General features: G+C 58.8%; 11 protein-coding genes. 9 read left to right on the top strand and 2 right to left on the bottom strand.

The window, feature by feature from the left end; genetic code table 11:
* Positions 1 to 39: 39 nt before the first annotated feature.
* From traW to EL2594_RS14525, 7 genes are read left to right on the top strand one after another with little or no spacing between them, the layout of a single operon-like run.
* The gene (gene traW / locus EL2594_RS14555) at positions 40 to 615 is read left to right on the top strand and encodes a type-F conjugative transfer system protein TraW (RefSeq protein ID WP_011415875.1); all 576 of its coding nucleotides are present in this window, start codon (positions 40 to 42) and stop codon (positions 613 to 615) included.
* Complete coding sequence (gene traU, locus EL2594_RS14550; protein WP_011415874.1) at positions 612 to 1625, top strand: conjugal transfer pilus assembly protein TraU; 1014 nt, start codon at positions 612 to 614, stop codon at positions 1623 to 1625. Before traW ends, traU begins: the two co-directional genes overlap by 4 nt.
* Entirely contained in the window at positions 1622 to 2371 is a 750-nt protein-coding gene (locus EL2594_RS14545; RefSeq protein WP_011415873.1) for a TrbC family F-type conjugative pilus assembly protein, read from the top strand. Before traU ends, EL2594_RS14545 begins: the two co-directional genes overlap by 4 nt.
* A complete protein-coding gene (locus EL2594_RS14540; protein WP_011415872.1) occupies positions 2368 to 4092 on the top strand; it encodes a conjugal transfer protein TraN in 1725 nt (574 codons plus the stop codon). The genes EL2594_RS14545 and EL2594_RS14540 overlap by 4 nt, the downstream gene beginning before the upstream one ends.
* Positions 4089 to 4904 carry a conjugal transfer protein TraF gene (locus EL2594_RS14535; protein ID WP_011415871.1) on the top strand — a complete coding sequence of 272 codons (816 nt, stop codon included), beginning with the start codon at positions 4089 to 4091 and terminating at the stop codon, positions 4902 to 4904. Before EL2594_RS14540 ends, EL2594_RS14535 begins: the two co-directional genes overlap by 4 nt.
* On the top strand, positions 4894 to 6330 hold the full coding sequence (locus EL2594_RS14530; RefSeq protein ID WP_041685409.1) for a conjugal transfer protein TraH: 1437 nt from the start codon (positions 4894 to 4896) through the stop codon (positions 6328 to 6330). The genes EL2594_RS14535 and EL2594_RS14530 overlap by 11 nt, the downstream gene beginning before the upstream one ends.
* Positions 6331 to 6342: 12 nt before the next feature.
* A complete protein-coding gene (locus tag EL2594_RS14525) occupies positions 6343 to 9045 on the top strand; it encodes a conjugal transfer protein TraG N-terminal domain-containing protein (protein ID WP_011415869.1) in 2703 nt (900 codons plus the stop codon).
* Here the strand turns inward: EL2594_RS14525 and EL2594_RS14520 are convergent, their stop codons facing one another.
* Positions 9046 to 9246, bottom strand: coding sequence for a hypothetical protein (locus tag EL2594_RS14520; RefSeq protein WP_011415868.1), 201 nt, complete (start codon positions 9244 to 9246; stop codon positions 9046 to 9048). It abuts the gene before it with no gap.
* A gap of 152 nt (positions 9247 to 9398) precedes the next feature.
* Between EL2594_RS14520 and EL2594_RS15225 the strand changes: the two genes are divergently transcribed.
* Both EL2594_RS15225 and EL2594_RS14510 read left to right on the top strand, forming a co-directional pair.
* Positions 9399 to 9758 (top strand): helix-turn-helix domain-containing protein, encoded by a 360-nt coding sequence (locus EL2594_RS15225; RefSeq protein WP_081432332.1) that lies wholly within the window; start codon positions 9399 to 9401, stop codon positions 9756 to 9758.
* Entirely contained in the window at positions 9755 to 11050 is a 1296-nt protein-coding gene (locus EL2594_RS14510) for a type II toxin-antitoxin system HipA family toxin (protein WP_011415867.1), read from the top strand. Before EL2594_RS15225 ends, EL2594_RS14510 begins: the two co-directional genes overlap by 4 nt.
* A 103-nt stretch (positions 11051 to 11153) precedes the next feature.
* Here the strand turns inward: EL2594_RS14510 and EL2594_RS14505 are convergent, their stop codons facing one another.
* Positions 11154 to 12290 (bottom strand): DUF4268 domain-containing protein, encoded by a 1137-nt coding sequence (locus tag EL2594_RS14505; RefSeq protein ID WP_011415866.1) that lies wholly within the window; start codon positions 12288 to 12290, stop codon positions 11154 to 11156.
* Positions 12291 to 12302 lie beyond the last annotated feature (12 nt).

Genomic DNA, 12302 nt, shown 5'->3' with positions numbered 1-12302 from the left:
TCGATCCCACTGGCGGCTCTTCTTTTTCCCATCCAGGCAATGGCCCGCGACTATGGCCAGCGCGGCACGGTTTTTCCCGTGATCGAACGCGACCTGCTCGAACAGATCCATTCCCGCCTCACCCAGATGGAACAATCGGGAGAGACAGCGCGGCTCAACAACGAACTGAAGCGTCGCACAATTGCGCGGGTGAACCGGCCTGATCCCGTCAGCCGACTTGTCCGGGCGAGCGAAGCGCGGCGCTGGAGTTTCGATCCGACGATCACGCTCGCCGCCGATATCCGCGGCGCGAAAGGCGAACTCATCCATGCGGCAGGCACAAGGGTCAATCCGCTCGACAGCGTGCAGCTGCGTGCCGACTTGCTGTTTCTTGATGGCGATGATCCCGATCAGCTTGCCTGGGCACTCAAACAAGACGCCAATGCCAAGCTGATCCTGGTCAAGGGCGCGCCGCTCGAGCTGATGAAGGCCCGACAGCGCCGCTTCTATTTTGACCAGGGCGGCAAGCTGACCGCGAAATTTGGCATCCGGTCCGTTCCAGCCCGCGTGCGGCAGGACGGGCGCCTGCTCGAGGTGAGCGAGATCGCGCTACCGCCCCGAAAGGCACGGCCATGAGCAGCATCCGCGCTTTCCTGATCCTCATGACGGCGACACTTTCGCTCGCTTTTGCCTCGCCAGCTTCGGCCGATGCGGGTCCGGGCAAATGCACCGGCAGTTTCGTCAACCCGATCACCGACATCTGCTGGTCATGCCTTTTCCCGATCTCCATCGGCGGGCTGGATATCTGGCCGAGCAATCGACCTGATCCCGACAATCCCGATCTCCCGGTCTGCCTTTGCGGGATCCGGCCCGGCATCGCGATGGGGTTCTGGGAGCCGGTCCGCCTTGCCGATGTCAGCATGAAGCCGTGGTGCTTCGTGAACCTTGGCGGCACAAAACTCGATCCCGGCTTCGATATCGGGTTCCGTTCGATCTCAGGACCGTCCGCCGTAGGCGGTGCCAGCCAGTATTATTCGAGCTGGCACGTCCACTGGTATGCCTATCCGCTGATCTACTGGATGGAGATCGTCGCCGATTTCCTGTGCCTCGAGCCGGGATCAATCGATATCCTCTACATCTCCGAGATCGATCCGCTGTGGCAGGACAGCGAGCTCACTGCGATCATCAATCCTGAAGCGGTGCTCTTTGCCAATCCGTTAGCGCTCGCCGCCTGCGCTGCTGATTGCGCGGCTTCGACCGCCAAGCTGCCAATCGACGAGATGTTCTGGTGCGCAGGCTGTCAGGGCTCGATGTATCCGATGAACGGCAATGTTTCGGCCTCGATCGGGCATGTCCAGGCCTCGCGGCTCGTGCTTTCTCGCTTCGCTTACAAGCTGCACCGTGAACTCGTCTCGTGGGGCACGATGGGGTCTAAAGGCTTGTGCGGCAAATACCTGATGCCGGTGATGCGAAAGCAGCAATACCGCTTCCAGGCCACCAATCCCAATCCGGCGACAAGCGGACGCTACGCCTGCCCGCCGATCGGCACCTCCACCACGCTTCAGGAACCCGGACAGATGATCCCCGCCATTGGCGAAGACATGGGATACCTCGTCTGGCGCAAGAGGAATTGCTGCGCACTATGAACAAATATCTGATCCTTTTGCCTGTTGGCCTCGCCGTGTCGCTGGGCGGGCTGGCCCTCGCCCAGAGCATACCCGAGGGTATCGACCTCAATGCAATCCGGGAGCGCGCGGCCGAGCATTCCGAAGAGGCGCAAGCGCTTGCGACCAATGTGCGCCAGCGTGCCGAAGCGCTGACCGAGGACGCGCAGACCCTACAAGTCGAGGCGCTGGCGAACCGAACCGCCTATGCGGAGAGCATCACGGTGCCCGAAACTGACGCCGTCCTCGACTTCGATACGATGATTGCGAGTCAGGTCGCTGCCGAAAAGGCATCGCTAGGGTCAAGCCCTCGCTTCATCGCCTTTGCCAGCCTGTCGATGCCGCCAGCGGCATTGAAAGCGCTTGTCCATGACATGACGCGGGCCGGCGGCGTCACCGTGCTGCGCGGTTTCCCCCAAGGAAACAGCGAGGGGTTCAAGAAACGCCTCTCTGCGATCTGGAGCGATAGCACCGAAGCCGGATCGCTCGGCATCGATCCCCGGCTGTTCCGGGCTTTCGAAATCGAAGCTGCGCCGAGCTTTGTCATGCTCAGCACTGATTTCGTCCCGTGCGACGGGTTCGACTGTATCAGCAACGTGCCCCCGCATGACCGGATCGCGGGCAATATCAGCGTGGGAGAAGTGCTTGAAACCTTCGCTTTGGGCCGTGGCCCAGGCGCGGAGCTCGCCCGCCTTCACAGGAACCGCCTTCAAGGAGACCAGCGATGATGCACCGCTTGTTACTCAAAGCAGCGGCACTCGCCGCCTGCCTGGTTGCTGCGCCCGTGGCAGCACAGCAGCAAGACGCGAAGGAAGACGGGAAAAGCTTCGGGCAGAGCCTGCGCGGTGATGCGCAGCGAGCCGCGCAAACCCCGCCAGAAGCGGCCGATCTTCCCAACTACGAGCCAAACGCGGTGCGAGACCTCGAACGGCTTGCCGACAATCCCGACCGGATCGAAAGCAGCGCGGCCGCTGCTGCGACCACACATCAAGGTTACCGCGCCATGCGCGACAGCATTGCCAATCGTGCTCGCTTCGACAGCGAAGAGATCGAGGATGTTATCGCGCGAAGCCTTGCGATCAACGAGACCCCGCTCGATTACACGAGCGGCATGTCGGTCACCGGCAGCCAGGGCGCCTGCGTCCCGCTGCCGCCAGGATCGGCGAGCGCAGGGACTTACACAGCCACCTGCAATTCGGGCACAAGGATCGAGCAGTCGGCAGGCCAGTGCACGGTTCCACTCATCGCAAACGTGAGCCAGCGCCAGCAATGGCACTATCTGTGCAACGACACCGGAGGCAGTTTCGGGCACCCATGGTGTTCTGCGTTCGACGGCAATTCCTGCCGGATTACCGGGTACAGGCCCGGGCCATGCCTCCAATGGCGTGACAACCAGTTCACCCACTATTGCACGGAACCCGGCGATCCGATTGCCGAGATCAGCTGCGATGCACCGGATAACCGCTTCACTCCTTATGCCGTGACCACCGACACCGAGGTGGATACGGCCCTGGACGAGAGCCAGTGCACCGGGCTTGGCAACAATGCTGACTGCGCGCTCGAAACCGAGATCTGTACTGACAGCTTTCCGCAGACCCGGATTATCGACGGCGTATCGGTTTCGCGCTCCTGCTGGGAATGGCAGCGCAGCTACAGCTGCGTGACGCGAAGCGCGGCGAGCGATTGCGCAGAGATCGAGGATCAGGGGACTTGCCGGTTCCTGCGCGAAGAATGCCTCACCGATGGCACTCCATGCGAGACCTGGGAACGGATCTACGAATGTCCGCTTCCGGCAGGTGATACCGGTACAACCCAATATGTCTGCGACGGCGATGTCTATTGCATCGACGGATCCTGCGAAACGATCGAGCGCAATGCCAATGACGAGTTCAAGGATGCAGTCACAGCGCTCCACGCGATGGATGAGGCCCGTGGGGCATTTGATCCGGACACGTTGACGCTGTTTCGTGGGACCCGGAACACCTGCTCGTCCAAGGTCTTTGGCGTTCTCAATTGCTGCAAAGGCAAAGGCTTTCCGCTGATCCCTGGCATCAGCCTGCTGGTGGCGCTTGGCTGCGATCGCGAGGAAGTTCTGCTCCACGAACGCGATGCGCAAGGCCTGTGCGCTTATGCCGGGACCTATTGCTCGAAGAAGTTCCTCGGCGTCTGCCTGACCAAGAAAAAGGCCTATTGCTGCTTTGAGAGCAAGCTGTCTCGCATCCTCCAGGAACAAGGCCGCAAACAGCTTCCCAAGCCCTGGGACAAACCCAGGGAAGAGCAATGCGAGGGCTTCACCCTCGACGAATTCGCGCAGCTTGATCTCAGCCAAATGGATTTCAGCGAAGTCTATGCGGAATTTACCGAGGCGGCGCGGCTTCCCGATGAGCTCGAGACCAGCGTCCTTATCCAGCAGAAGATCGAAGACTATTACGCACGGAGTGGCCAATGATGCGCCGCCAATTGATCGTCGCCCTGACCTTGTGGCTCGCCACTGTAATACCCGCCCCGGCAACCGCGCAGCAAAGCCGGACGGCAGAGGCGACCACGAGAGCTGACAGCCTCTATTGCGAGCAGCGCCGGCTCGGTTACTGGTTCTATTGCGTCAAGCCGGTCCCGGTAGCCGAACCCGAAAAGGAGCAGCCTGCAAAAGAGGTTGCAGCTACGCAGCAGCTCGACGCGATCACCGAAGAATTGCGCGAGCTCAAAGCCCGCGCGATCCTCTATCCGACACCGGAGAACGTCACCGCCTACATCCGTTTTCAGCGCGCACAGCTCGACCGGGCTTCGCTGTTCTCCGATGTCTGGCAGCGCGCCATCTGGCAGGATCCCGAACTCGACTACACGCTTGAGCGCCCGGTCGGCGCGCTTGCCAAGAAGCAATGGCAGGATGCGCGCGCTGCCGACCGCGACGCGGTGATGGCGCGGCTGTCTGAGCGCTACGGCCTGTTCTATTTCTTTGCCCAGACCTGCGGGGCCTGCGAGGTCATGAGCCCGATCGTCAGATCAGTGGCGGACCGTTGGCAGATTACGGTGCGGGCGATCTCGACCGACGGCGGACCCTCGCGGCACTTCCCTGACTACAAGGTCGAAAGCGGCCAGCGCCCGCGCATGGGGCTCGAGCCCGGGATTACGCCTGCGCTGGTGCTTTGGGACAGCCTCGCCAAGCGCCCGATCCCGATCGGATACGGCGTGCTCTCGGCCGACGAGCTCCAGGACCGCATCTACCTCCTCACCGTGAAAGAAGCCGGACATGATTACTAGAATTCGCAATGCAGCGCTTACCATAGCCGCAGCCAGCATGGTCGTATCACCGGTTGCAGCTAATGTCGGAGACAGCATGGACCGCTTCATGGATGACATGGGCGCAGCGGCCAATGTCACCGGCCCGACCGCCTTCGAAGGCCAGTCGGCGGGCTATTACAGCCTCGGCAATGTCTGGACGCGCTTTCCGCAAAAGACGACCAACATCGCCAATCTGCAACTCCCAAGGGCACGGGCAGGCTGCGGCGGGATCGACATCTTCGCCGGATCCTTTTCGTTCATCAATGCAAGCGAGATGGTCGCGCTCTTGAAGGCGGTCGCCAACAACGCGGTCGGCTTCGCCTTCAGCCTGGCGATCGATACGGTCTGCCCCGAGTGCAACAAGATCATGCAGGAGTTCAGCCAAAAGGCTCAGCTGATGAACAATCTCTCGATCAACTCCTGCGAGATGGCGCAAGGGCTGGTCGGCGGTATCTGGCCAAAGGGTGACCTCGCCGACAAGGCGATCTGCGAAGCCATCGGCAATTCCGAAGGTATCTTCACCGACTACGCCGCTGCCAAGCACGGCTGCGGGACACGCGGGCAGCGCGCTTCGACCAATGAAAGCGCAGGCGCCGACTATGCCGACGTCAATCCGGGTGTGCCGCGCAATTACACCTGGCACGTTCTCAAGCAGAGCGCCTTCTTCAACCCGGGCGGCACATTCGACCGCGACCTTGCCGAGTATGCGATGACGCTTATCGGCACGGTGATTTATGTGCCGCCGAGCGACGATGAGCCGGGCAAGTTCGTACCCTTTGCTGGCGACGCCTCCTCGACACTGGTGACCGCGCTGCTCGATGGGACGCAGGACCAGTCGGTTCGGGTGTTCCAGTGCGATGAGCCCGATCAATGCCTCAACCCAACCTTTCAGCAGATGAGCCTGACGAACACAAAAGCCATCCGGCCACGTGTCGCAAGGCTCATTGGCAGCATGGTCGAGGCGATCCGCAGCGACACCGCCATTGGAGACGAAGAAAAGGAACTGCTCCAGGTCGCCTCGGTGCCGCTCTACAAGATCCTGACGGTGCAGGCGGCCTATGGCCGCGGCATGCCGACTGACGATCGCGACACCCTGGCCGAGATCGCCAGCATTGATCTCCTCTATGCCATACTCGAAAGGATAACGGCCGAGGCTGGCCGGTCGATGGCAAGCTTCATCGCGGCCGATGAAGCCAAGCTCGCTATCTGGCGCGCTCAGGTCGCCGAAGTACGTTCAAGCCTCTCACAGCGACAGGCAACCGGCCAAGCGCGGGTCTCCGCGATCATGCAGATCATCGAGAAGACCGCGATGATCGAAAACATGCTTGCAGCATCGATGTCGCCGTCGATGGCGGCAGCCCTCGACTGGTCACGCGGGATGCAGTCCCGCTCGATCATTCCATAAGGAGCAGTCGGGATGGTCGAGATCTTCACGATTGGCGGCGGCGAATATATCGTCAACGTGCTCAATGCGGTCGCCGCATGGACTGGGGCTGGCGGCTATAAAAGCCTTATTCAGGTCGCGCTGGTGATGGGTATGGCGCTGGCGGTCATCGTGGTGGCTTTCAACCAGGACTGGCGCGCCTGGCTTAACTGGTTCCTCGGCGCGACGCTCATCTACATGTGCCTGATGGTGCCGCGGATGGACGTGCAGGTCACCGATCGCGTCAACCCCAGCCTTGCCCCGGCAACGGTCGCCAATGTTCCGCTCGGGCTTGCGCTCATGGCGAGTTTCACCAGTCAGGCAGGAGATTATCTGACCCGCTCAGCCGAACTCGTTTTCGGCCTGCCCGACGACCTCAATTATTCAAAGAACGGTATGATCTACGGCGCGCGACTGTTCGAGGCCACGAAATCGCTGCGCATCGCCGATCCTGAGTTCGCCACCAACTTCGACGAACACGTCCAGCAATGCGTGTTCTATGACCTATTGCTCGGACGCTACTCAATGAAAGAGCTTTCCGAGAGCGACGACATCTGGGCGAGCATTGCGCCGGGAAGCGCGGCACGAGCGCAACAATTCCTGACCCGCCAAGCCGACGACAGTGTCACGGCGTCGATTGTCACCTGCCGCGAAGCCTACACCGCGCTGTCCGGGCAATGGGACAACATGATCGACGAAATGACATTGGTGGCAGGACGCCAGCTCTATCCGCGTCAGACCGAAGCGCTCGCCAAAGCCAAGCTGATGGCAGACCTGCCGGTCGCTTACCAATATCTCACCGGTATTTCTCGCAGCGCGAGCGATATCTTCCGACAGGTGCTGACGATCAACGCCATGAATCAGGCGATGCACGGCTTTGTCGGATCGAGCGGCACGAGCAGTGTCGATGTCTTCGCGCAGACCCGCGCCGATATCCAGACCGAGCGCACCTATTCCTCGATTGCGCACAACGCGATGAAATGGGTGCCGATCCTCAATGTCGTGCTGACAGTGGTGTTCTACGCCCTGTTCCCGGTGCTCTTCCCGCTTTTCCTTATGCCCAAGACAGGCCCGATTGCGCTGAGAGGCTACGTCACCGGCTTCTTCTATCTGGCCGCCTGGGGGCCGCTTTTCGTGATCCTGCACATGATCCTGATGTTGAAGGGTGCTGGCGATGTCGCAGCTGCCGGTGGCAGTTCAGGCCTTAGTCTTGCAACCTTTGCCGGTATGAGCGACGTCAACAGCGATATTGGGATCCTCGCTGGCTATCTCGTCGCCTCGATACCCTTCCTCGCTGGCGGCGTGGCGCGCGGTGCGCTGGCAATATCAGGGCAAGCGACGAGCTATCTGAACCCAAGCCAGAACGCAGCAGAGGAAGCGGCACGCGACGCGAGCACCGGCAATGTCTCTCTGGGCAATTCGAACATCGACAATTCGAACGTGTTTTCGCGGCAGTTCGCCCAAGGAAACCTCGCACCCAATATCGCTTATGGTGCCACGCAGACGCGCAGCATCAGCGACACGGGCACTCAGACGACGAGCTTTCCCGATGCCGAGTTCGCTGCAGTCCCGAATTCGAGCTATCCATTTACCCCGACTCTCGGACAAGATTTCTCGAGCCGACTGTCGACCATGGCGAGCGAAAGCCGCAGCCAAAGCGAAACCTTCTCCAACCTCGCACAGCAATCGACAAGCTCAGCGGTCACACGCTTCAGCGAGTTGCGTGATGCCTACACCCGGTCCCGTTCCAACGAGACAGTCAGCGGAACGTCAACCAATGACAGCATTGGCCGAACCTTCAGCGAGCTCGACAATGCGTCCAACACACTTCAGCAGCAGTTCGGCCTGTCGCGCCGGGCATCAGATGACATCACAGTCTCATGGTTCCTGAATGGAAACGCAGGTGCCGAGGGACGAGTAGAACGAAAAGGCACACGTGGTTCACTTGGCCTAAGTGGTGGCCGCAATCAGAGCTGGACCGACAGCGATATCGGTATCGCCTCTGAAGATCGTTCGCGTATCGAGGGGGCGCTTAGCCAGATTTCCGAAAGCCAGAACTGGTCGAGCTCGAGAGAAGGCTTTTTCCGCGAGACAAGCTCAAGTTCAGAAGCGCTTGTTTCGAGCAGTGCAGCGGGCGTCACAACTTCGCTTACTGAAGCGCAGAGCTATACGCTGGAAGCACGCCGTGCCGAAGAGATAGCCAACCGGCTAGAGAGCCAGGCGAGCTGGTATGAGAGTTCCAATGCAGCGGGAACATTGAACTTGAGCCAGGCCTACCGCGAGTGGGGCATGGCCGAGATCGAGGCCAACCGAGATTATTACGGCCAAGCGCGTTTTGATGACATCGATTTCCAGATGAGCGCGCAAGGACAGCAGCTTCAAGCGCGATTTGTCGAGAGCTATGCTGACGGGCTCAATAATGAGATCGCGAGCGAACTTGTCTTGCCTGATGCGGCGCCAGTGGCTCGGCCTAATGTCGGAAGCGCAAGCGGTGTGCGCGGTTCGGTTCAGCTTGGCGGCGTTCCAAGCTCGCTCGGAGATCCGTCAGATGGGCGAGAAGAGATCGCGCGTGACGTCAGCCAGAGGCAGAGAGAGGGCTCTCGAAGCATTGAGCAACGAAGAGGAAGGCTTGATCGGACCACGCGGGATGCACGAGGAGCATCCGCCGAGGCAGCCGATGATGTGAAGGAATGGTAGCTAGATCAGTCCGTCGTAGATCACGACGTAGATTACAAATGCGATGAATAATGCTGCAAAAAGATATATGCCTCTGCGCTCCCAGGGATCGGCCCAAACCTTCTTCCAGGTGTAAGATGTCAGGCGATCTTCAGCGATAGCGCGTTCGATCTCCCGAAAGCCCTCCCAGTCCTTCTCCTTCTGATTTTTCTCATCGGGCATACCCGGACTCCTTAACTCAGTTATAACGTATCGATATTAGTACATTAACTGCCTTTATCGCTATTGCGCATCGATATTGACACATTATAGCCCACGGTGTAAAGACGCAAAATCGCTACACAAAGCTCCATTTCTGAGGTAAAGTCTCGATAATGATGCATTACAACTCATCAGACTTGCGTCCGTTATCGGTGCTCCTGTCCGATTTTGGGCAACAGCTCGAAGCCTATCGTATATCACGCAATCTCAAACAGGCCGAGCTTGCAGAACTAGCGGGAATTTCGCGTTCGACACTTTCCCGCTTGGAATCAGGCAACGGCGGCACAATCGATAGCCTTGCCAGGATCATGCGGGCGCTCGATATCGAAGATCGCCTTCTCGATATCGTACCCGACGCTAGGTTGAGCCCGCTTGACCCGCGATCGGACACGGGCAGAGCGCGGCAGCGAGTGCGGAAATCATCAACAAACGAGCCAAGTGAAGACTGGAGTTGGGATGACGAAGCCCCATGAGCCGCGCCGTTGTAAACCTGTGGGGACGGCAGATCGGCGCAATTCTGTGGGATGAGAACCGCGATGTCGGAGTATTCGAGTATACCCCAGAGTTCGCCCGAAGCGGTATCGAAGTGGCGCCGCTCACTATGCCGCTTCGAGGCGGCGTTTATGACTTTCCTGCACTGAACTATGAGACCTTCAAGGGTCTGCCGGGAATGCTCGCTGACAGTCTACCCGATAAGTTCGGCAACGCCCTCATCAACCGATGGCTCGCTGAACAGGGCCGAACAACTGACAGCTTCGATCCGGTTGAACGGCTCTGCTACACCGGTCGCAGAGGCATGGGCGCGCTTGAGTTCGAGCCATCGACAGGCGAGCGACGCGAACAGGGCGGACCCGTCGACATTGCGCCGCTTGTTGACCTGGCCAATCGAGTACTTGCTGCAAGAGAAGAGCTCTCTGGCGTCCTCAAGGGCGATGATGATCATCATGCTCTTCAGGAAATCCTGCGCGTCGGCACCTCCGCCGGTGGCGCGCGCGCCAAGGCCGTTCTCGCCTGGAACGAGGAAACGGGCGAATTCCATTCTGGCCAGCTGACAGCAGGTCCCGGCTACACCCAATGGCTTGTCAAATTCGATGGCGTATCGGGCAATGCCGACAAGGAGCTCGCCGACCCCATGGGCTTCGGGCGTCTTGAATACGCATGTTATCTGCTAGCAAGGAAGGCCGGCATCGACATGGCCCGTTCCCGCCTGCACGAAGAAGGCGGGCGAGCCCATTTCATGACGCAGCGGTTCGACCGTACGCTCGACGGTAAGAAGCTTCACATGCAGTCGCTTTGCGCGATGCGTCACTTCGATTTCAACCTCGCTCGTGCGTACAGCTACGAGCAAGCGATTGAGACCATCCGCATGCTTGGGCTTGGTCGTGATGCCATCAAAGAGCAGGTGCGACGAGCGTTTTTCAACATCTTCATCCGCAACCAGGACGACCACACCAAGAACATCGCTTTTCTTATGGACCGAGCTGGGCGTTGGAGCCTCTCGCCTGCCTACGATGTTGTTTATGCCTATAATCCTGACGGGGACTGGACCAACGAGCACCAGATGTCGCTTTCAGGGAAGACAGACAATTTCGAGCTGGACGACCTGATATCGTTTGGTCGGTTTGCAGATCTCAAAATTGGCGAAACCAAAGCAATCATTTCGGATATCCAGTCCGCCATTGCTCAATGGGCTGATGTGACCAGTGAAGCAGGAGTGCCCCAATCGATGGCGCAGCAGGCTCTCAACGGGTTCAGGCCCATCTAGCTATCTGTGCCGACAATTAGATTGAACAAACCTCAGTTGATTTGGGCCATGAATCACGTCCGAGACCGAGGCTTGCTTGTTTAATTGGCCAACAGGCTTGATCCTACGCAATCTCATCTTGCGATCTGACGTGAGGGTTCAGGCGGGAAAGCGGTCCGCTGAAAGCCGTTTCCAGTTTTTGGATATGAGCGGCAAGCCAGCCAATCATATCTGGCCAGGCTTCTCTGTTAAAACCCTCGAAGGGTTGTGCGTAAACGATGCGGCTGGCTTTCTTATCGTCCATTCGCCGCCAATCGAGTTCGGCTCCGAATGCAGCCTCGATTGCTTCTTTCTGTCCATATAGCTGGTCGAACAGCCATTTGTTCTCTGCGGTCTCAGAGCGCTGCAAGCTTATCTCGACTCGTGCTTCGTCCCTAGAGAAGATCATCTGATAAGGACACGAACGGGTACCGGATCCCGCACTAAGCCAATGGTCCTTGGTCGGGCTGATGTTCTGGTAGAGAGTAACGCCGTCGGCACGCAATTGGTCGAGCGCAGCTTCCCAGAAATCCAAGCGCAACTGGTGGCGCTTTTTCTGTGTGTTCTGGATGGCTTTTTCTTCATTTTCTTTGCTCGACATTCCGATCATGAAATCGGCGGCCTCTGGCGTCGGTATAATCTGCTGAATGTCGACCATGAGTTCGTCATCAAACGAATATGGGGTCACCTTAAAGCATTGCGCACGAATTCCGCGGCCGAGAAGCCATAGAACAGTTGCGGTGACCTCTCGCCGAAAATTGGCTGCGATAAAGATCATTCGCTGGTCATTGCCTGGATTGAGAACAGTCTCTTCCAGTTCCTCGACCTCCATGAACTCACATATCCGCACAGCTGCATTGCCGCCGCCTGAATAACGGTCGAGATATTGCTGGTAGATATCGACGATCTGAGTCTTGGTCAGTCCAGAGACATAGGCTGTGTACTTCAGCGCCTGCCAGGTAACATCGCGCCCGCTGTCATCGAGCTTGTTCTCGATCACAACGAGGTTGCCGTCCTTGTCGAGCGCCAAAAGATCCAATCGTTCGCGGGTCTCGTCGAACCCGTCGAACTCTTTTTGAATAATCAGCAACTCCTCACCGAGGGCATCAGGTTGATTGGCCAGCCACTCCTGCAAATGGTCCCGCTCGCGAAGGTTCAAATCTGAGAAGCGCTTCTGGGAAAGACGGGACAAACGGTTTTGGCTCAAATCAACGCGGAACATGGCTTCGCTCTT

Origin of the sequence: Erythrobacter litoralis HTCC2594 (assembly GCF_000013005.1) — a bacterium.
GTDB classification, from domain to species: domain Bacteria; phylum Pseudomonadota; class Alphaproteobacteria; order Sphingomonadales; family Sphingomonadaceae; genus Parerythrobacter; species Parerythrobacter litoralis_A.
This window is presented reverse-complemented; position numbering and strand designations above follow the sequence as displayed.

Excerpts from the sequence above, each read along its gene's own strand:
- traW (WP_011415875.1), top strand. The coding sequence starts at position 40 with ATGGCCCGCGACTATGGCCAGCGCGGCACGGTTTTTCCCGTGATCGAA.
- traU (WP_011415874.1), top strand. The coding sequence starts at position 612 with ATGAGCAGCATCCGCGCTTTCCTGATCCTCATGACGGCGACACTTTCG.
- EL2594_RS14545 (WP_011415873.1), top strand. The coding sequence starts at position 1,622 with ATGAACAAATATCTGATCCTTTTGCCTGTTGGCCTCGCCGTGTCGCTG.
- EL2594_RS14540 (WP_011415872.1), top strand. The coding sequence starts at position 2,368 with ATGATGCACCGCTTGTTACTCAAAGCAGCGGCACTCGCCGCCTGCCTG.
- EL2594_RS14535 (WP_011415871.1), top strand. The coding sequence starts at position 4,089 with ATGATGCGCCGCCAATTGATCGTCGCCCTGACCTTGTGGCTCGCCACT.
- EL2594_RS14530 (WP_041685409.1), top strand. The coding sequence starts at position 4,894 with ATGATTACTAGAATTCGCAATGCAGCGCTTACCATAGCCGCAGCCAGC.
- EL2594_RS14525 (WP_011415869.1), top strand. The coding sequence starts at position 6,343 with ATGGTCGAGATCTTCACGATTGGCGGCGGCGAATATATCGTCAACGTG.
- EL2594_RS14520 (WP_011415868.1), bottom strand. The coding sequence starts at position 9,246 with ATGCCCGATGAGAAAAATCAGAAGGAGAAGGACTGGGAGGGCTTTCGG.
- EL2594_RS15225 (WP_081432332.1), top strand. The coding sequence starts at position 9,399 with ATGATGCATTACAACTCATCAGACTTGCGTCCGTTATCGGTGCTCCTG.
- EL2594_RS14510 (WP_011415867.1), top strand. The coding sequence starts at position 9,755 with ATGAGCCGCGCCGTTGTAAACCTGTGGGGACGGCAGATCGGCGCAATT.
- EL2594_RS14505 (WP_011415866.1), bottom strand. The coding sequence starts at position 12,290 with ATGTTCCGCGTTGATTTGAGCCAAAACCGTTTGTCCCGTCTTTCCCAG.